The sequence below is a fragment of the Bordetella muralis genome, from assembly GCF_965139205.1.
Classification (GTDB): domain Bacteria; phylum Pseudomonadota; class Gammaproteobacteria; order Burkholderiales; family Burkholderiaceae_B; genus Bordetella_A; species Bordetella_A muralis.
Window position 1 is genome coordinate 148,078 of sequence record NZ_CBCSIU010000008.1, and the last position, 18,582, is coordinate 166,659.

16 protein-coding genes are annotated in these 18,582 nt (G+C 60.4%); 11 read left to right on the top strand and 5 right to left on the bottom strand.

The annotated features are described in order from the left end of the window. Positions 1–22 precede the first annotated feature (22 nt). A complete protein-coding gene (locus ACNA0I_RS13875; protein ID WP_415806587.1) occupies positions 23–493 on the bottom strand; it encodes an NUDIX hydrolase in 471 nt (156 codons plus the stop codon). A 119-nt stretch (positions 494–612) separates the two neighbouring features. After that, positions 613–3,300 (bottom strand): pyruvate dehydrogenase (acetyl-transferring), homodimeric type, encoded by a 2,688-nt coding sequence (gene aceE, locus ACNA0I_RS13880; RefSeq protein WP_415806588.1) that lies wholly within the window; start codon positions 3,298–3,300, stop codon positions 613–615. A gap of 166 nt (positions 3,301–3,466) precedes the next feature. Here aceE and ACNA0I_RS13885 point away from each other — a divergent pair, with 166 nt between their 5' ends. Further along, positions 3,467–3,904: a MarR family winged helix-turn-helix transcriptional regulator gene (locus ACNA0I_RS13885; protein WP_415806589.1), complete on the top strand. Its 438-nt coding sequence runs from the start codon at positions 3,467–3,469 to the stop codon at positions 3,902–3,904. 36 nt (positions 3,905–3,940) lie between these two features. Here ACNA0I_RS13885 and ACNA0I_RS13890 read toward each other — a convergent pair whose 3' ends face one another. Continuing rightward, complete coding sequence (locus tag ACNA0I_RS13890; protein WP_415806590.1) at positions 3,941–5,068, bottom strand: transketolase-like TK C-terminal-containing protein; 1,128 nt, start codon at positions 5,066–5,068, stop codon at positions 3,941–3,943. A 97-nt stretch (positions 5,069–5,165) separates the two neighbouring features. Between ACNA0I_RS13890 and ACNA0I_RS13895 the strand changes: the two genes are divergently transcribed. The 7 genes from ACNA0I_RS13895 (at position 5,166) to ACNA0I_RS13925 (ending at position 10,952) form a co-directional block, all read left to right on the top strand. Continuing rightward, complete coding sequence (locus ACNA0I_RS13895) at positions 5,166–5,822, top strand: glutathione S-transferase family protein (RefSeq protein ID WP_415806591.1); 657 nt, start codon at positions 5,166–5,168, stop codon at positions 5,820–5,822. Positions 5,823–5,836: 14 nt separating this feature from the next. Further along, the gene (locus ACNA0I_RS13900; RefSeq protein WP_415806592.1) at positions 5,837–6,160 is read left to right on the top strand and encodes a DMT family transporter; all 324 of its coding nucleotides are present in this window, start codon (positions 5,837–5,839) and stop codon (positions 6,158–6,160) included. 342 nt (positions 6,161–6,502) lie between these two features. After that, positions 6,503–7,357 carry an N-acyl homoserine lactonase family protein gene (locus ACNA0I_RS13905; RefSeq protein ID WP_415806593.1) on the top strand — a complete coding sequence of 285 codons (855 nt, stop codon included), beginning with the start codon at positions 6,503–6,505 and terminating at the stop codon, positions 7,355–7,357. A gap of 7 nt (positions 7,358–7,364) precedes the next feature. Then, positions 7,365–8,324: an ABC transporter ATP-binding protein gene (locus ACNA0I_RS13910; RefSeq protein WP_415806594.1), complete on the top strand. Its 960-nt coding sequence runs from the start codon at positions 7,365–7,367 to the stop codon at positions 8,322–8,324. Beyond that, positions 8,321–9,034, top strand: a complete 714-nt coding sequence (locus ACNA0I_RS13915) for an ABC transporter permease (RefSeq protein ID WP_415806595.1) — start codon at positions 8,321–8,323, stop codon at positions 9,032–9,034. The genes ACNA0I_RS13910 and ACNA0I_RS13915 overlap by 4 nt, the downstream gene beginning before the upstream one ends. Continuing rightward, positions 9,031–10,410 carry a GldG family protein gene (locus ACNA0I_RS13920; protein WP_415806596.1) on the top strand — a complete coding sequence of 460 codons (1,380 nt, stop codon included), beginning with the start codon at positions 9,031–9,033 and terminating at the stop codon, positions 10,408–10,410. Before ACNA0I_RS13915 ends, ACNA0I_RS13920 begins: the two co-directional genes overlap by 4 nt. Further along, positions 10,407–10,952, top strand: a complete 546-nt coding sequence (locus tag ACNA0I_RS13925) for an electron transporter SenC (RefSeq protein ID WP_415806597.1) — start codon at positions 10,407–10,409, stop codon at positions 10,950–10,952. The genes ACNA0I_RS13920 and ACNA0I_RS13925 overlap by 4 nt, the downstream gene beginning before the upstream one ends. Here the strand turns inward: ACNA0I_RS13925 and ACNA0I_RS13930 are convergent. After that, on the bottom strand, positions 10,924–11,793 hold the full coding sequence (locus ACNA0I_RS13930) for a DMT family transporter (protein WP_415806598.1): 870 nt from the start codon (positions 11,791–11,793) through the stop codon (positions 10,924–10,926). The two genes, ACNA0I_RS13925 and ACNA0I_RS13930, sit on opposite strands and share 29 nt — an antisense overlap. Before the next feature lie 325 nt (positions 11,794–12,118). Between ACNA0I_RS13930 and ACNA0I_RS13935 the strand changes: the two genes are divergently transcribed. Then, positions 12,119–12,820: a haloacid dehalogenase type II gene (locus tag ACNA0I_RS13935; protein ID WP_415806599.1), complete on the top strand. Its 702-nt coding sequence runs from the start codon at positions 12,119–12,121 to the stop codon at positions 12,818–12,820. A gap of 131 nt (positions 12,821–12,951) precedes the next feature. Here the strand turns inward: ACNA0I_RS13935 and ACNA0I_RS13940 are convergent, their stop codons facing one another. Then, the gene (locus tag ACNA0I_RS13940) at positions 12,952–13,932 is read right to left on the bottom strand and encodes a Bug family tripartite tricarboxylate transporter substrate binding protein (protein ID WP_415806600.1); all 981 of its coding nucleotides are present in this window, start codon (positions 13,930–13,932) and stop codon (positions 12,952–12,954) included. A gap of 189 nt (positions 13,933–14,121) precedes the next feature. Between ACNA0I_RS13940 and ACNA0I_RS13945 the strand changes: the two genes are divergently transcribed. Continuing rightward, the gene (locus ACNA0I_RS13945) at positions 14,122–15,075 is read left to right on the top strand and encodes a LysR family transcriptional regulator (protein WP_415806601.1); all 954 of its coding nucleotides are present in this window, start codon (positions 14,122–14,124) and stop codon (positions 15,073–15,075) included. 147 nt (positions 15,076–15,222) lie between these two features. Beyond that, positions 15,223–18,564: an acetate--CoA ligase family protein gene (locus ACNA0I_RS13950; RefSeq protein WP_415806602.1), complete on the top strand. Its 3,342-nt coding sequence runs from the start codon at positions 15,223–15,225 to the stop codon at positions 18,562–18,564. The last annotated feature ends 18 nt before the right edge of the window (positions 18,565–18,582 follow it).

An 18,582-nucleotide genomic window follows, 5' to 3' on the forward strand; every position in this document is an offset into this window, starting at 1 on the left:
CGGCCCATGTCGCTGTACTTGCTCAAGCAATCTCCTGCGCAAACACAGCGGCCGCCTGGCGCGCTACTTCTACAACGTTAAGGCTCATCGCCAGCTTGCATTCATTCAACGCTTCCAAAGTGAACCACCTGGCTTCGAGCGCGTCGTCTCCGGCGACCGGTATCCCCGATTGCCACTTGCAGAGCACAGCAATCAAGACGAAATGCTGACGAAGCTCGCCTTTGTCGTCACGGCCGAACACATCGACAGCCGTGAAGACGCGGTGCGCTTCGGCGCGGACACCGGTCTCTTCCAGCAGTTCGCGAACGGCGGCGTTTTTGATGGTTTCGCCGATTTTGATTTTTCCGCCGGGGAAACCCCAGCTCCCGGCGTCGGGAGGATTGGCCCGGCGCACCAGCAGGATTTTTTCATCATGAAATACGGCTGCGATGGTTGCTGCGATGGGGCGGGATACCGGCTGTGCAGAAGACGATGGATAGCTGCTATCTGACATAATGGCCTCGCATAATGAGACAAGCACAGAGGCAAAGCATCAAGCCGCCGGCAATCCAGGCGCCGCAGATCAGGCGGCACCTCTTTGGTTGCCGGCAAATGGACCGTCACCGTTCGGTATTAGACGGCCGCGGGATCGATTTTCTCGGCATCGATACCATACCGTAGCATGGCCTCACGGATCTTTGCACGGGGCAGCCGTCCCTCGTCAACGCATGCCTTGATGGCGGCCAGGGCGATGAAGGTTCGATCCACCTCGAAAAAAGCACGCAGTGACTCGCGGGTATCCGAGCGGCCGAAGCCGTCCGTGCCGAGGCTGATGAAGCCGCGATCCTTGATGAACGGGCGGATCTGGTCGCCGACGATCTTCATATAGTCGGTTGCGACCACGACAGGACCAGTACGGTCTTGCAGACACTGCTGAACATACGGAACGCGCGGCTCGTCTTCCGGATGCAGCATATTCCAACGCTCAGCGGCCATGCCATTACGGCGCAGTTCAGTCAGGCTCGTCGCGCTCCAGACATTGCTGGAAATACCAAAGTCCTGTTCCAGCAGTTCACTCGCTGCAATGACTTCGCGCAGGATCGCGCCGCTGCCCATCAGTTGTACATGTGGTTTGCCGGCGGGCTCTGCCGCAGGATCCTGCTTTTCGCCGTCGCGCAACAGGTAAAGCCCCCTGAGAATGCCGGCCTCGCTGCCTGGCGGCAGGGCGGGGTTCGGATAGTTTTCGTTGAGCAGGGTGATGTAGTAGTAAATATCCTCCTGTTCCGCATACATGCGGCGCAAACCGTCCTGGATGATGACTGCCAGTTCGTAGGCAAAGGTAGGGTCATACGACACGCAATTCGGTATCACCGATGACAGTACGTGGCTATGGCCATCATCGTGCTGCAGGCCTTCTCCCATGAGCGTAGTGCGGCCCGATGTGGCGCCCAGCAGGAACCCCCGCGTGCGCGCGTCGCCCGCCGCCCACGCCAAATCCCCTACGCGTTGCAGGCCGAACATGGAATAGAAGATATAAAACGGGATGGCCGCTAGGCCATGATTGCTGTAGGCCGTTCCCGCGGCGATCCATGACGCAATCGCACCGGATTCATTAATGCCCTCTTGCAGGATTTGACCGTCCTTGGCCTCCTTGTAGTAGCTCAATTGGCCGGCATCTTGCGGGGTATAGAGTTGGCCCACGTACGAGTGGATACCGATCTGGCGAAACAGACCCTCCATGCCGAAGGTGCGCGATTCGTCGGGCACGATGGGAACGACGAGTTTGCCCAGATGAGGGTCTTTAAGCAGCGTAGTCAGGATGCGCACGAACGACATGGTGGTCGACACACCGCGCTCGCCGCTATCTTTCAATTGTGTCGCGAAAGCGTTGAGCGGCGGGACCTGCAAAGGGGCAACCTGGCTGTGACGCGCCGGGACATGACCGCCGAGCGCGGCCCGGCGTCGCGCGAAATAGCGGGCTTCCTCGCTGTCGGGCGCAGGCTTCAGATAGGGCATATCCTCGAGCTGGTCATCGGGCACCGGCAGTGAGAATCGATCGCGGAACGCGCGCACGGCGTCAGCGCTCATCTTCTTCAGCTGATGGTTGACGTTCTGGCCTTCGCCGGCCTCGCCCATCCCGAAGCCTTTGACCGTTTTGACCAGAACGACGGTCGGACGGCCTTTGGTGCTGACGGCCTGTGTGTAGGCGGCGTGTACTTTCTCCGGATCATGGCCCCCACGGGTCAACGCCCAGATGTCATCGTCCGACAGGTGCGCGACCAACTCCAGCAGCTGCGGATACTTGCCGAAGAAATGCTCGCGCACATAGGCGCCGTTCTGAGATTTAAACGTCTGGTACTCACCGTCAACGCATTCCATCATGCGTTGACGCAGCAGCCCGCTGGTATCGCGTTTGAGCAGATCGTCCCAGCCGCTGCCCCACAACACCTTGACGACGTTCCAGCCCGCTGCCCGGAAGGTGCCTTCGAGTTCTTGAACAATCTTGCTGTTGCCTCGTACGGGGCCGTCCAAACGTTGCAGATTGCAGTTGACGACAAAGATCAGGTTGTCGAGCCGTTCCCGCCCGGCGACCGAGATAGCTGCCAGCGATTCGGGCTGGTCCATCTCGCCGTCACCCAGAAAGGCCCACACTTTGCGACCTTGATGCTCCAGCAGCCCGCGGTATTCGAGATACCGCATGAATCTCGCCTGGTAGGCAGCGGTCAGCGGCCCCAAACCCATCGACACCGTGGGGAATTGCCAGAAATCCGGCATCAGGCGCGGGTGGGGATACGAGGATAGGCCGTCGCGCCCGGCCTCCCGTCGGAAATTGTCCAGTTGTTCTTCGTTGATGCGTCCTTCCAGGTAGGCGCGTGCATAGATGCCCGGTGCGGAATGTCCCTGTATGTAAACCATATCGCCGCCGAAAGTCTCGGTGCGGCCTCGGAAAAAGTGATTGAAACCCACGTCGTAGAGCACGGCGGCCGACTGGTACGTGGCGATGTGTCCGCCGACATTGGAATGCTTGCCGGCGCGCAGCACCATGACCATTGCATTCCAGCGGATGTAGGCGTTCAATTGACGCTCGATGTCGAGGTCGCCAGGATAGGCAGGTTGCCGGTCTTTCGGGATGGTATTGACGTAGGGACTGGTGACACGCTCATGCAGGTCGCCATGTCTGGATGCATCGAATTCAGTGAGCTGGTCGATCAGATAATGCGTGCGGGAGCGGCCCTCGACTGCCTCTACAGCCTCCAGCGCTTGCAGCCATTCTTGAGTTTCCAGCGGGTCGACGTCGACCAAGGCGAGGGCGGGATTCATATTGGGCCTCCAAAAAAACAACGTGTTAAAGCGATGCCGGCGCCGGCCAGTCTGGTGTGGCGCAGACATCGATTGATAGCCTATGAATTGCAAATGCAATCGTGTTCGCCGAGATTCTAAGTCAGCTACAATTGCAAATGCAACTAAAAAAATGAAGGAGCCTGCTATGAAGGACGGAACGGATCTGTGGTTTTCGTTTGTGCGTACCCATCGCTTGATGATCCGTGAGGTAGAGCGCCGCCTGGCAGCGTCCGGGTTGCCAGCCTACGCCTGGTACGACGTACTGTGGGGACTGGAAAGCGGCCCGCAAGGCACTCGGCGGATGCACGAGCTGGCCGACGCACTGGCGATAGAACGCTACAACCTGACACGGCTGGTAGATCGCCTGGAACAAGAGGGATTGGTCACGCGTACGCGCTCGCCGGAGGACGGCCGCGCCGCATATGCCAGCATCACAAAGGAAGGGCGCGCGCTGCGCAAGAAAATGTGGAAGGTGTACGAAAGCACCGTTGCAGAGCTTTTTCTGAATCAGTTCAGCGCGGATGAGCAAGCAAAATTCGCCAACGGTCTGGACCGAGCTGCCGCCATGGCCCGCGGTCAGTAATTCAATGTGCCGCGAGTGCGTCAGAGCCGCCAGGTTTCAGATCAGTGCATATCGCTTCAATGCTTGCTCCGCATGCCGCATCGATAAGGTACCTTCATCGCCGAGCGTTTTAAGCGCAGTGGCCACGATCCACTGAGCCGTGGGAGATCTGCTCACACCACGGTCAGAGTCGGCTCCCATCGCGACAAATCGAGCGCAGACAAAGCCGCCGATTTGGCTGGCAATATGTCGTTCATATCCGGTGACGGCGAGAACAGGCGATTGCTCAGACCCCAGGCAAGCCTGGATATAGGGCGTCTTCTTCGGTGATAGAGGATGGAGCGTGTTCCAGTGCTCCACCGCGTATCCTTCCCGTGCCAGGCGCGTATAGCTCGGGCAGCTCCACACCTCGCTTGGGATGTTCCAGTCTGTTTGGAGAAGACCGGCCGCCCGGATCACCGTCCCCAAGGCCTTGCCGGCGCCCAGCAACCGGATAGCTGGGGAACGCGATCTGGATGCAGCGTTGATCCGATACATCCCCTTGTACGCATCCTGCACATCGGTTTGAGCGGATATTGGCACTTCACTGTCGTCAGCATGCAGGGCCATATAGAAGCATCCCGGCTCGTTATCTATGTACAGCGTCTGTAGGGCGGAACGCAGAATAGCGAGCGTTTCTTGGCCGGACGCTGGATCGTAAGGGATGCAGTTCAAGCTACTGGCAAGCCAGAGCGGAACGGCAGGTTGCACGCTCTTGGGCCACCGTGACGAGGTTGCCTCGGCGTCGTTGCACAGGATGCCATGTTCAGCAGCCTCGAATATCGCAGCGCGCAGTCCGGCTACGGATTCGGATCGCAATAGATACAGCAACGGCACCTCGAAGCGGCCAGGCCCGTCTCGAAACCAAAGAGGCCAGGCGCTGATGTTGCGCGTTCCCGTCCCAGCGTCGCGGGTGGGTTGAACTCCTGGAGCCGACGTCCCTTGCGAGGCATTTACGACCCAAACCTTGCCCTCGGTCATTACGTCTCGCTCCAGGGTCCGGGCGAAGGCTTGGATGGCGCGGTAGGGAGAGGCGGCGAGGCAGGCGTGCCCCACATTTTCCGCAGTGAGTTTTTCAAGACAAATAGCTGCGACCAGCCGGGTTTGCTGCGTGGCTGCAGCCGGACGTAGATGCTCGAGAGTCATGGTTTACCTTTGTTGAGGGGCTTCTTGCGCGACTCGATATCGTGCCTTACGATTGCAAATGCAATTATTGTAATTGCAATCGTAAAAAAGGACAGACATGACACACCCCAGCGATCTGGCGTTCTATACGGCCGACACCCCCAATGGGCAGAAGGTCAGCATCTTTCTCAAGGAAGCCGGACTTCCTTATGAGCAGTTTGACCTGGATCTTGAGCGCGGCGATCAACATCGACCGGATTTCCTGAAGATCAACCCGAACGGCAAGATTCCAGCCATCGTTGATCGAAAGGCTGGTCTCGCAGTTTTCGAGTCAGGCGCCATACTTTCTTATCTTTCATCGAAGACCGGCTGCTTGCTGCCCACGACGGAGGCAGAGAATATTGCCGTGCAGCAATGGCTGCATTTCCAGGTTGGCGGTATCGGGCCGATGCTGGGGCAGCTATGGTGGTTCTTGCACGCGTCAAAAACGGGCAACACCGAGGCAATACAGCGGTACCAGCGGCAATCGCTTCGTCTTTACCAAGTCACGGATACACGTCTCAGTGAATCTGCCTTCATCGCCTCGAACAACTACAGCATTGCCGATATTGCAGCGTTCTCTTGGTTGAGAACCTGGCAGGAATTGAAGCTGGACATCACGCCTTACCCGCATGTCCGGCGGTGGCTCGATAAGATCGCCGCGCGGCCAGCCGTGCAAGCGGGGCTGTTGGCCACCAACGCTGTTTCCCGAGCCACCCGACCGGCTGTGTGCTAGTGGAAGCTGAGGCCATGGCGTGGACTTATTTGTTTCTTGCTGCAGCTCTGGAGATTGTGATGGGCCTCTGTCTCAAGTTGAATGCAGGTTGGACCAAGCTGGGACCGAGCGCCATCGCGGTCATAGCCGGGCTGAGCAGCATCTATTTACTGGCATTGGCCTTGCGTTCGTTACCTGTCGGAATGGCTTACGCTATCTGGACAGGTATCGGAACGATTGGACTGGTTCTTGTGGGTGTGTTGGTATTTCAGGACGAGATGAACTGGCCTCGAGTTTTCTTCTTGGGATTGGCGTTCATCGGAATCATCGGATTGCGCTTTTCCGAAGGGGCGCCATGAGAACCAACGCGATGCGGTGCCGATCGACGTCACCTGCTACGGTCCGATTGGGCAATAGTTCGATCCGCAAACCGACGTTCGTCTTTCACGCCGCCGAAGGCGCACTTAACCAAACATAATTTGACAGCCCGATTGCAGCTGGGGCAGAGTGCGATTCATCTTTATCTTGTTCGTTGTACGCCGGCGCTGGCTAGGGGAAACCCTTGCATTCATCGCCAGTCTGCGATGCTTGTTCCTACCAATTCACCCGGGACACACCGGGAGCGTTTTTGCTGGCCGCGGAACTTGGAGCCCGGCCTTTTATAAAACCAACGTTCTTGCAGTACCAACGAGGAGACGATGATGAGGAAGGGTTGGAAAGGGCTGATGGCCGCGCTGGCCATCTCGGCGGGCGCTGCTGCGCAGGCGACAGAGACACCGGACATCAAGCTGATGCAGTTGTCCGTCGGCAAGATCGAACTCGACAAGGGTTTCATGACTGCCATGGTCGACGTCGGCACCAAAATCAAAATTCCCGTGCCGGCTTATGTGATTCAGCATCCACGAGGCCTGGTGCTGTTCGATACCGGCATGAACCAAGCGACCGCCGATGGCAACTGCGCCAATTACTGGGGGCAGGGCCTGTGCGGCGCGTTCAATTCGATCCAGGGGCGCGACGAAGTCATCGATCGCCAGCTCAAGGCTGCCGGTTTTGATGTGAGCGACGTGAAATACGTGGTGTACTCGCACTTCCACCTGGACCACGCCGGCAATATCAAGATGTTCCCCAACGCCAGACACGTGGTTCAAAAGGCGGAACTGCGCGCGGCCTGGTGGCCCGAAAAATTCCAGCGCGCCGCCTATGTCATGAAAGACTTCGACACGACGCGCGACTACGACTTCATCCAGGTTGAAGGCGATTTCGACTTGTTCGGCGATGGTTCCATCGTGTTGCTGGACACCAAGGGACATACGCAGGGACACCAGTCGCTGCAGGTCAAGCTGAAAAACACCGGTATGGTGTTGCTGGCTGCCGACGCCATCTACACGGGCGAGAACGAGGCGGGTGTGATTCCGGGAATCACCTGGAATACCAACGACTCGATGCGGGCCATCGACCGGCTCAAACAGATACGCGACGCCAATCAGGGCCAGCTCTGGTATAGCCACGACGCGCAGCAGCATGCGCAGAACGCCAAGACCAAAGTCTTTGACTGAGGCGCGCATGTCAGCGGCGGTCGCGCTCGAGGGCGTTACCAAGTCGTTCGGATCCCGGCAGGTGCTGCACGGGATCTCGCTGGCCGTGGGCAAGGGCGAGATCGTCGGGCTGTTGGGACCGAACGGCAGCGGCAAGACCACGACATTGCGGCTGATGGCGGGCTACTATGCGCCCGACAGCGGCCGCGTGACGGTCTGCGGCCGCACGCCGGCCGCAGGGCGCGGCAATACTGATATCGGTTACCTGCCTGAGCGTGTCCCGCTGTATGACACGCTGACGGTGAGCCAATACTTGGCGTTCGTAGCGGGCGTCAAGATGCCTGGCGACCGCATCGGGCGTCGCCGGGCAATCGAACGATCGCTCGACGGTTTCGATTTGCAGGGATTGGCAGGCACGCCCATCGGCCGTTTGTCCAAAGGGCAGCGCCAGCGGGTGGGCCTGGCACAGGCGGTGTTGAACGATCCGCCAGTACTGCTGCTGGACGAGGCTACCAATGGCCTGGATCCGTTGCAGATCGTCGAGGCGCGCGCCATGATACGGCGTTGCGCCGAGGGGCGGGCCGTGGTGTTCAGCAGCCACTTGATGCAGGAAGTCGAGGCGCTGTGCACTCGCATGGTGATTCTGCGCAATGGCCATCTGATAGAGGACGCACCGCTGGGCGGCACGCAGCCACTGCTGAAACTGAGGCTGGATCTGCCAGATGCTCTGCACGCCAAGCTGCATCAGGCCTTGGCCACTTGCCCGGGGGCGCCGCGGGCGCAAGTCACCCTGCTTGCCGAAGGGCTGAGCGATTGGCAGATCGTCTGGGACGATGCCGAGGCAGAGCAAGCCTGCGACGCGGTGCTGCGGACGGTGCTCGGTATGGCTCGCCTGCGGGCGGTGCTCGGCGCGCATGATGCGGTAGAGACGCGATTGCTGGCAGCCTTGGCGCCCAATGACGACACAGAGATCCGGAGGCGTGCATGAGCGGGTTTGGCGCGTTGTACCGGAAAGAACTGCGCACGGATTTCGGAGCGCCGGTCGCCCTGGCGGTAGTGGCGGTGTTCTGGGCGCTGGCGGGTTATCTGTTCAGCTTCAATCTGTTTTTTGTGAGCACGGGACAGATGGTGACCTCGTTTCACAACATGACGATCTTGCTGATTCTGGTCATGCCGCTGGTCAGCATGCGGGCATTCGCCGAGGAGGCCCGTCAGGGGACGCTGGAACTGCTGCTGACCCTGCCGTTGTCGGATGCAACGCTGGTCGCCGCCAAGTTCGCAGCCGGGCTGACGATGCTGGCGTTGATGCTGGCGGGCACCATGGTGGCCGTGTTGCCGTTGGCGTGGTACGGGCAGCCGGATTATGGCCCCATCGTGGGCGGCTATATCGGCGTGTTCCTGTATGGCGCGCTGTTCCTGTCCATAGGCATTGCCGTGTCCAGCGTCTGTTCGAACCAGATCGTGGCGGCCAGCGCCACCTGGGGCATCCTGGTCCTGCTGTGGTTTATCGATTATCCCGCCGCGCTGGATGCGCTGCCGGCGTTGTCGCCGCTGTTCCAGGCTTTGTCGCTGTCGGCCCAGCATGTGGATTTCATCCGCGGGGTGCTGCCTGGGCCGGCCACCGTCATGCTGCTCAGCTTGGCCTTGCTGGCCTTGATGGTGGCCGCGGTAAACCTGAAACGCTGGAGGCTGCGATGAGCCGCGCGTCTGGCATGCGGCGCGTCGGACGGCGCTGGCTGTTGTGGCTGCCGGTCGTGGCGACGGGCGCGGTATTGCTGGCGCTGAACCTCTGGGCGACGCGCAGCCTGGGCCGGCTGGACCTGACCGCGCAACGGGTGTACAGCCTGTCTGAGGAAAGCCTGGAGGCGGCGCGCGCCATCCGCCAGCCTATAACGGTGACTTGGTTCTATGACCTGCGCAACAAGGGCATGGTGGATGCCCTGCATCTGTTGCGCCAATACGAGCGCGCCAACCCATTGATCCAGGTAACCGGGGTGGACCCCGCGTTGCGGCCCGCGCAAGCGCGCGCGGCCGGCATCCAGTTCGCGGGTAGCGCGGTGCTGGAATCCGGCGAGCGGCGCACCACGATCAACGGTGGAACGGAAACCGACTTTACCAACGGCTTGATCCGCATCAGCCAGAACGGGTCGCAGACGATCTGCTTTACCCAGGGACATGGCGAGGCCACGTTGAACAGCCTGAGCTCGCTGGACGACCTGGAAGACCACGATCACGACGAAAACCTGGTGGCACGCGTCGAAGTGCATGAACGCAATGGCCTGGCACTGGCGCGTAATGCCTTGCGCACCTTGGGTTTCGCTACCGTGGGCGTGAATGCGGGAGGCTTGGCGCAAGCGCTGCCGCATTGCGCCGTGGTTGTCGTGGCAGGGCCGCGTGCGCCGTTCGGCGCTGAGGACCTGGGCGCGTTGCGCGACTGGACCGCAGGTGGCGGCAAGAGCCTGGTGCTGCTGGAACCCGACAGCGCTCACGGTTTGGGCGATTTGCTGGCGGATTTCGGCGTGGCGCAGGCAGTTGGAGGAATAACCGATTCGGGCAGCCACTACCGCAATGACCCAGGCAGTCCAGCGGTCAGCGACTACACCCGTCACAAGTTGACGCGCGGCCTGCCGTTGAGCTTTTTCCCCGGTGCCGCCGCCCTCGAGCCGGCGGGAGAGAGCCTGCCGCCGGGAGTCGCGGTCACCCCCTTGGCACAGACATCGCCAGAGGCGCGGCTGCCTGGGCGTGAGGCGCAGCGCTTGACGTTGTTGGCCCTGGCCACCGGCAAGGCCGGCCCAGAGGAGAGCGCCGGGCGGCCCATGTTGCTGGTCGCAGGCGACAGCGATTTTGCCACCAACCAGCACTTCGCAGCGCTGGGCAACGGAGCGCTGTTCGTCAACGCGGTGACGTTGCTGGCCGGCGCGGACCCACTGCTGGATATCCGGCCTCGGCATTATGAGCAGGGGCGTGTAGAACTGACCAACCGCCAGATGCAAACGGTGTTTTGGACCAGCACCGTGGCCTTGCCGGCGCTGGCGCTGTTGATCGGCTTGATGATGTGGTGGAGGCGCCGATGACGGCCACGCGATCCTGGCTGGCGGTGCTGTTGGCGGGTGTGGCTCTGTCGATATGGCAATGGAATGAACTGCGCGAGGGGCCAGAGCACCACGACGGACACAGCCATCTGCATGACGAGCGCGGCAAGCCAGCACGCTTGTACGACTGGGATGCCGCCGATGTAGCGCAGGTGATACTGTCGACCCCGCAAGCGCAGATCACCATGGATCGCGAACCAGGCGGCTGGCGCAGTCCTTCGGCCACGGATTTCGACGTGGCCGGCTTCGTCAAGCTGTTTTCGCAACTGCGCAGCGAGCGCCAATTGACGCCCGTCGCGGGACAACCCTATGGTTTGTCGCCGCCTCATCTGCGCATTGCGCTGCGGGACACGCAGGGCAATGCGCTGGCTCTGATGGACGTGGGCGATTTGGCGCCAGATGGCTTTAGCCGTTATGTGCAGGTGCCCGGCGAGCCGAGCATGCGCATGGTGCCGGACTACCACGTGCGCGAGCCGTTGGCGAAAACACGCCTCCTTAATGATCGACCGACGCGGGCACCCTGAACACGAGGACCAACCCAGCCAGGATTGCCACCATACCCGCCATGGCCAGCGCAGGCATCGCGTTACCCAGGATCAGATAATCAAGAAACACCGTGATCACTGGCACCAGATAGAACAAACTAGTGACGTTGACCAAGTTGCCGTTGCGTATCAGCCGGTAGAGCAGCAATTGCGCCCCGACCGAGATTCCCAGCCCCAGCCACAACAAGGGAATCAAAAATCCCAGGTTGAGCTCTACATGAACGGGCTGCAGTGGGGTGAGGCCCAGGCACAACAGCAAGGTTACGGCATACTGCAAAGGTAGCACTTCGGTGGGCGCTTGCTGAATGCGTTTTTGCAGCATGGCTCCGAAGGTCATGCATAACAGTGCAGCCAGCGCGTACCCCATGCCGAGCCCGGACAGTTTTGTCAGGACCAGACTTTGATATACCACTAGCGTCAGGCCTGCCAATGAGAGCGAGAGGCCGAGCAGCCGCCAGGTGGAGAAACGCCGTTCGGTCATCAGCAGGGTCAGGATCGGCTGTATACCGAGTAGCGTCGCCAATAGTCCAGGGGTGATGCCATTTGCCATCGCCTGGAAATAGCAGACCGAATAGCCACCGATCAGTAGCAATCCCGTTCCTGCAATCTGCCACCGTGTCCCGGGCCTGGGCAACCACCGGCGGTTTGGCAAACCGATCAGCAAGAGGGCACCGAGCGCCAGGCTGAAGCGCAGGATCAGCATAGCAAGTACGGAACCGTGGTCCAGTCCCCAGCGGGTGAAGATAGCCGCGCTGCCCCATAGCAGCACGAACGTGGACATGGCGGCGAAACCCGTCCATGTGAAAGATTTAGAAGTCATTATTTATTCACCTGTCGAACAACGAACAGGCCCCAGCCATCCGCTGACACCTCAGTGTCAGGGCAGCCTTAATGGCATCAGGGTAGGGGCCGCGAAGCGGGCTGGATCAGCCCAGGGTCATCGCGAGTGGCGGAGCCACTGCGATGTTCGCCGGAGGCGCGACAGATGAGGGCGGCGGGTTCGTAGCGCGCACGCCGCCGGCCACGATGCTCGTGGTCAAGGCGAGTGGGATATGGCGCGCAGACGAAACCATTGGTGTCTAGTCAATATCTAGAGATAATTGCGAAAGAATATAGCACGTGCATGCCCGCAATGGAGAAAACTTATGTCGGACACAAAGGCTGTCGTTTTTGACCTCTATGGCACGCTGTATGACGTCCATTCCGTCGCGCAACGATGCGATGCTTCGTATCCCGGTCGAGGCATGGAGATCAGTGCCATGTGGAGGCAGAAGCAACTCGAATACACGTGGCTACGCAGCTTGATGGGTCAATACATTTCATTCGAGCAAGCAACTTATGATGCGCTCGTGTATACCTGCAACGCCTTGAGGCTCGATTTGGATAAGGCGACCTGCGATGTGCTGTGCGAGGCCTACCTGAATTTATCGCCGTACCCAGAGGTCCCCGCCGCATTACGGCGGTTACAGGACATAGGGCTGCCATTGGCGATTTTGTCGAATGGATCTGTCTTTTCGATTGACAGTGTCGTCAAGAATTCTGGGCTGCAAGCATGTTTCTTACACCTGCTCAGTGTCGAGCGCGTCGGCGTATTCAAGCCCGACCCGCGCGTCTATGCGTTCGCGTGCCAAGCCTTGGACCTGCTACCGGCTCAGATTCTCTTTGTGTCTTCGAACGCTTGGGATGCGTCGGGTGCGCGCCATTTCGGGTTTGACGTTTGCTGGATCAATCGTCGCGACAGCACGTTTGACGAATTGGGCGTGGCGCCATCGTATGTGGTTCGCGGGTTGGATGAGCTGCCAGAGATTATCCTTGCCACATCGCCTGCTCGTACTGCGCCGGACTGATGTCTCAAAGGTCCGGCACGCGTGGATAAGTAGGAAGCTGCTGAACATGATATGCGCCGCACGCGTATCGGCATCTTTCCGAAGTTTACGCGTACCCGGCAGCTGTATCGAGGCCCAGATCGCGTCTCGAATCACGAACCGCGGATGCCCGCCTTTTGGATGACATCGGTCCACTTGGACATCTCGGCGTCGATGAACTTGCCGAATGCGGCGGCATTGCCTGGGCGAGGCTCCATACCCTGCGCCAGGAGACGCTTCCTGATCTCGGCGTCGGCCAGTGCGTCATTGATTGCTGTGTCCAGGCGTTCGACGATCGGGGCTGGTACGCCGGCTGGCGCCATAAATCCATACCAGCCCGACGCCACCACATTCGGAAGCCCCTGGCTACGTAAAGTAGGTGCCTGAGGATAGATTTCGCTTGGTTCGGCGGAGGCCACTCCCAGCACGCGCAGCTTGCCGCTCTGTATATGCGGAAGCGCTGCGGTAATGGCCGTCAGTGTCGCGTCCAAGCGCCCCGCCAGCAGGTCCGTGTACGCCATGACGTCGCCACGATACTGCACGGTCAAACCTTTTACCTGGGCATCGCGCAGGAACAGCTCGGCCGCGAGATGTGGCAGCGAGCCGTTGCCCGGTGAGCCGAACGTCAGGCCATTGGTCTGGGATTTTCCGTAGGCGATCAGCTCCTGCGCGGTCGTCGCGGGGGATTGCGCGTTGACGATCAGGAATAATGGAACCGTGGCGGACATGGCGACGGGTTGCAGGTCTTTCTTGGGGTCATAGCCCAGATCCCCGTACAGGGCCTGCAGGGTGGAATAGGGCGCGGCGGCGTACAGAATGGTATAGCCGTCGGCCGTGGCATGAGCGACAAATTCGTTGCCTACCCGGGTGCCCGCGCCAGCCTTGTTCTCTATGATGACGGATTGGTTCAGGCGTTTTGCCAGGAAATCTCCGATCAGGCGTGCCGACAGGTCATTGGGACCGCCGGCCCCGTAGGGCGCCACAATTTTCACGCTGCGGGCGGGCCACGCCTGATTGGCCAATACTCGGGGCACGACGCCAGTGCAGGCGGCCGCGGCCGCTGCGCTCAAGAGCGTCCTTCGGCTCATCTTCATGTTTGTCTCCTGAATATTCGAATAGGAAGGAGAGTTCGCCTCGGTATCCGCAAGAAGCCGGCCCCTTCGCGACCCTGAGAGGCGATGATAGATGGCGGTTTCTATTAGGACAATTTTCAAATTATTGATTACTTAAAGGCTTGGGTTATAAATCGATTCTGACTTTCCGACGGCAGTAAAGGACATCCCATGACATTCGAAGTCACGCTGCGGCAGTTGCGCGCCTTTATTACGGTATTGGAATGCGGCAGTTTTTCTGTGGCAGCCGATACCATGCATTTATCGCAGGCGGCCTTGAGCGGTCTGGTCAAGGAACTGGAAAGCCGGCTAGGCGTGCGATTGCTGGATCGCAATACGCGCAGTGTCGGCGCTTCGGTGGTCGGCAAGGCATTCGAACCCATGGTGCGTCGTGTGTTGGCAGACTTGGATGAGGCGCTGGAGAGCGTGAGTAATCTGAAAGCGCTGCGCCGTGGGCTGGTGCGAGTGGCCGCGCCAGAGACGCTGTCGTGTACGTTGCTGCCGGAGCTCGTCGCTGGCTACAGCGAGCGTCATCCGGGCGTGGAAATTCGGTTTGATGACGTGCCGATCGAACAGGTGCTCGCCAATTTGCATAACGGCAGCTCGGATATCGGTTTCGGCCCCGCGGGCGTGCTGACCGACGATGCGATACAGGCGCATCTGATTCGCATCGATCCCTTGTGGGCCGCACTGCGTCCTGACGATCCGTTGGCGACGGGAAAACCGGTCAGCTGGAAAGACCTGCGTGAACGTCCACTGATCAACTACATGCCCAACCTGGCGACGAACGTGCTGAGCAATGTGCCGTCACGACGGCATCCGGAGCAGATCGTGCCGGTGCATAGAGTCAACACGGCGCTGTCGTTGTTGCGTGTGAGGCCTGGCTACGTAATCTGTCCGTCTATGGCGCGATCGTTGGTCGAAGGCTTTGGTCTGGTTTTCGTGCCATTGTGTCAGCCCGCTGTGAGCTGGCGCATCGCTTTATTTACTCGCGCGCGGGCCGCATTGTCTCCTGCCGTGGAGAGCTTTCTCGACTATGCGTTGGAAGCCGCCCAGGTCGATGAAGCTGCCCGTGCGCCGGCTGTACGCCCCGCGGTCGCGCGCAGTCGGCGTGGACTTGGATAAATAAGATAATCTGATAAAACCCTCAGAAATCTCGTCTTGTCCGATAAAACATGGGCGCGTATCTTAGGCGGCCAGCCTCGGGAATTCGCAGCGTGCGGATTCCACTTGCAGTTTGCAGAGGCTTTTCCAGACCCTCATGCGCCGCTTATGAATTTGCCCGACCTAGATTCTTTCCTGTCACCGCGTTCCATCGCTATCGTGGGCGCTTCTACCAATCCCGCCAAAGTCGGCGCCGTGGCGCTGCGGTATCTGCTTGAACATGGGTATCGCGGTGAGGTGTACCCGATCAATGCTGGGGCACAGCGGATCGAGGGGTGTCTGACTCACCCCTCGATCCGCGCTGTGGGCAAACCGATCGATCTGGCGATCTTCGCCATTCCCGCCTCGGGTGCGGATGCTGCACTCGACGATGCCATCGGCGCAGATGTGCGAAACATCGTCATGTTCTCGGCCGGCTTTGCCGAGCTGGGAGCGCAAGGCGCAGTGGGGCAGCGTCAGTTTGTAGATAGGGCGCGTGCAGCAGGAATCCGCGTACTGGGGCCCAACTGCCTGGGGTTCATGAATGTGGCGCAGTCTGTGTACGCCACATTCTCACCAGTGGTGTCTACCGGTCTGGTCAAGACAGGCCATATCGGCTTGGTCAGCCAGAGTGGCGCGTTCGGCGCATACGCCTACGCGATGGCGCGCGAGCGCGATGTCGGACTTTCCGCGTGGGTGACCACGGGCAATGAGTCAGACATTGACGTGGCTGATTGCATTGCGTGGATGGCACGCGATCCCGCGACGCGAGTGATCATGGCGTATCTCGAAGGATGCCGCGACGGTGCAAAGCTGCGGCGAGCGCTGGACCTGGCTCGCGCAGCGAGCAAGCCGGTGATCGTGGTGAAAGTCGGCCGCACGGCACTGGGAGCGCAAGCCGCCGCATCGCATACCGCGGCGCTGGCGGGCGACGATGCGGTGTATCAAGCACTGTTTCGCCAACATGGCGCCTGGCGCGCCCGTTCCATCGAGGAATTTTTCGACATCGCACATTGTCTCGCGGTGTCTGGCCGACCGAGCAATGGCCGTGTGGGCCTGCTGACAGTGTCGGGTGGCGTCGGTGTGATGATGGCAGATGACGCGGCCGAGGCGGGGTTGGACGTCGCCGAGCTGCCGGCAGCCGCGCAAGAAATCATCCGAGCTCACGTGCCGTTTGCCGCGACACAAAACCCAGTCGATCTGACGGGGCAGGTCACAGCCGATCCGTCGCTGCTCGATACTGCAGCTCGTGCAATGTTGGAGCATGGCGACTACGGCAGCTTGTTGATTTTTCTGGCCGCGTTCGGCAGTACTCCTGCCATGCAGATCAGGCAACAACAGTTGGCTCGGGATTTACGGCAGGAATTCCCCGGTCGTCTGGTGATGTTCAGCGCACTGGCCGACACCGGGCAGCAACGTGCGCTCGAGGAGCAAGGGTGCCTTTGCTATGGCGATCCGGCCCGAGCAATCCGTGTGCTGGCCGCGATGGCGTTCTTTCACGAACAGCAGTTGCAGGCCAAGCCCGTGCCGGCCGTTGCGATCCCGTCGATCGCGCTTCGGCCCGGCCCCTATAGCGAAGCCGACGCGATGCGAGTCTTGAGCGAAAACGGCATCCCCGTCGTACCGACACGTCATGCGCATTCTCGTGAAGACGCGGTGGACCACGCATGCGCGTTGGGATTTCCGGTGGTCATGAAGGTCGTATCTGCCGATATCACGCACAAGAGCGATATCGGCGGCGTGGTGCTGGATATCCGTGATGGGCAGGCGGCTGCCGGCGCCTACGATCGTATTCTGTCGACGGTGGCCGGTGCGGCGCCGCACGCTCGCGTGCAGGGAGTACTGATTGCACCGATGTTGCGCGGCGCTGTTGAGTGCATCCTCGGGGTACGCCGGGATCCTGTCTTGGGGCCGGTCGTGATGTTGGGGACGGGTGGTGTGAATGTCGAGTTGTTGAGGGACGTGGCATTGCGGCTGGCGCCGATCGACATCCAGCAGGCCCGCGAGATGATCAGCGAGCTAAAGATCGCCCCGTTGTTCGCCGGGTTTCGCAATGCGCCCGCTGCAGATGTGACCGCCTTGGCCGAATGCATGGTGCGGCTCTCGCAGTTTGCCGTGGCGGTGGGCGATGCGCTCGACTCGGTGGAGTTGAATCCGCTGGTGGTATTGCCGCAGGGCAAAGGCGTATGTGCATTGGATGCGGTGTTGTTGACGCGAGTCGAGACTGTGCCGTCACCTGCTGCTCGGCAGGCAGTGATCGCCACTTTGCCGCTCTTCGAGATGGCGCGCATGCGTGCTTCAAATACCGCACGCAAGCACACTGTGGCCGGCTTTGCCGGCGACAGTCCCGTGTCGACGATGCGTTGGGTGAATCAGTTCACCCATACGCGCAGACTGCGCGGTCCGGGCGACAAGGAAGTGGTGACGCCAAACAACGACACGCTGTTCACCAATGCGTGGTTGGATCTGTCGAAAGGACCATTGGTCATTGACGTTCCACCGATGGGGTCACGCTACTGGGTGCTGGGATTTTTGGATGCGTGGACAAATCCCTGGGCATATGCCGGGCGACGTACCACCGGTGGAGCCGCACAACGTCTATTTGTGCATGGCCCGGGCTGGCAAGGCACCGTACCGGCGGGCATGCATCGGATCAGTGCTCCTAGCGACGATGTGTGGGTCATCGGCCGTATTCTGGTGGATGCCGATCCGGCAGACTTGGCGCAGGTGCATGCGCTGCAAGATCGTTTCGCCATTTGTCGACTCGATGGGACGCCCGCGTTGTCGCGTTTGGACGTGTTGCTCGACAACCGCGATACCGGTATACCCGAGGCACACGAGTATCTGCGTGTGCTGGACAACATGCTTGAACGCAATCCGCCGTCCGAGCCTCTGCCATGTTGGCCGCCGGAGGTCGCTGATCTGCAGGCAGCTTTGACCGAGGTCTATAGCGAACTGCGCGACGTGGCGCAGCCCTCTGCATTGGGCGGTGGGTGGACCACGGCGGTGGCGGTGCGCACGAGCTTTGGCAACGACTTTCTGACGCGCGCTCGAGTGGCGCGTAATTGGATAGGCACGCTCGGTGTCGACGAGGCGATGTACATCATGGCCGAGGTAGACGCCGACGGTGCGCCGTTGACGGGTGCACAGCGTTATGTGCTGCGTTTTGCCCCGCAAGGCGGGCCGAAAGTGGACGCGTTCTGGTCGATCACACTCTATCGTCGCAGCGACTGTCTGCTGGCCGCAAATCCCATTGGACGGCATTCCATCGGGGATCGCACGCCGGGCCTACGGTACGACGAAGACGGTGGCTTGAGCATCTCGATCCAGGCCGATGATCCCGGGCCGACGAAAAACTGGCTTCCTGCACCCGCGGGGGCCGGGTTCTATCTCACGCTGCGACTATATCAACCTCAATCGACTCACCTGGACGGCGAGTTTCGTTACCCTCCTGTTCAGCGCGTGGGCTGAGCGGTCGGCGCATGAACG

What these genes read in the sequence shown, in the direction of transcription:
- aceE (WP_415806588.1), bottom strand. Translation starts at nt 3,300, where the DNA reads ATGAATCCCGCCCTCGCCTTGGTCGACGTCGACCCGCTGGAAACTCAA.
- ACNA0I_RS13950 (WP_415806602.1), top strand. Translation starts at nt 15,223, where the DNA reads ATGAATTTGCCCGACCTAGATTCTTTCCTGTCACCGCGTTCCATCGCT.
- ACNA0I_RS13920 (WP_415806596.1), top strand. Translation starts at nt 9,031, where the DNA reads ATGAGCCGCGCGTCTGGCATGCGGCGCGTCGGACGGCGCTGGCTGTTG.
- ACNA0I_RS13930 (WP_415806598.1), bottom strand. Translation starts at nt 11,793, where the DNA reads ATGACTTCTAAATCTTTCACATGGACGGGTTTCGCCGCCATGTCCACG.
- ACNA0I_RS13905 (WP_415806593.1), top strand. Translation starts at nt 6,503, where the DNA reads ATGAGGAAGGGTTGGAAAGGGCTGATGGCCGCGCTGGCCATCTCGGCG.
- ACNA0I_RS13890 (WP_415806590.1), bottom strand. Translation starts at nt 5,068, where the DNA reads ATGACTCTCGAGCATCTACGTCCGGCTGCAGCCACGCAGCAAACCCGG.
- ACNA0I_RS13915 (WP_415806595.1), top strand. Translation starts at nt 8,321, where the DNA reads ATGAGCGGGTTTGGCGCGTTGTACCGGAAAGAACTGCGCACGGATTTC.
- ACNA0I_RS13885 (WP_415806589.1), top strand. Translation starts at nt 3,467, where the DNA reads ATGAAGGACGGAACGGATCTGTGGTTTTCGTTTGTGCGTACCCATCGC.
- ACNA0I_RS13940 (WP_415806600.1), bottom strand. Translation starts at nt 13,932, where the DNA reads ATGAAGATGAGCCGAAGGACGCTCTTGAGCGCAGCGGCCGCGGCCGCC.
- ACNA0I_RS13875 (WP_415806587.1), bottom strand. Translation starts at nt 493, where the DNA reads ATGTCAGATAGCAGCTATCCATCGTCTTCTGCACAGCCGGTATCCCGC.
- ACNA0I_RS13925 (WP_415806597.1), top strand. Translation starts at nt 10,407, where the DNA reads ATGACGGCCACGCGATCCTGGCTGGCGGTGCTGTTGGCGGGTGTGGCT.
- ACNA0I_RS13910 (WP_415806594.1), top strand. Translation starts at nt 7,365, where the DNA reads ATGTCAGCGGCGGTCGCGCTCGAGGGCGTTACCAAGTCGTTCGGATCC.
- ACNA0I_RS13900 (WP_415806592.1), top strand. Translation starts at nt 5,837, where the DNA reads ATGGCGTGGACTTATTTGTTTCTTGCTGCAGCTCTGGAGATTGTGATG.
- ACNA0I_RS13945 (WP_415806601.1), top strand. Translation starts at nt 14,122, where the DNA reads ATGACATTCGAAGTCACGCTGCGGCAGTTGCGCGCCTTTATTACGGTA.
- ACNA0I_RS13935 (WP_415806599.1), top strand. Translation starts at nt 12,119, where the DNA reads ATGTCGGACACAAAGGCTGTCGTTTTTGACCTCTATGGCACGCTGTAT.
- ACNA0I_RS13895 (WP_415806591.1), top strand. Translation starts at nt 5,166, where the DNA reads ATGACACACCCCAGCGATCTGGCGTTCTATACGGCCGACACCCCCAAT.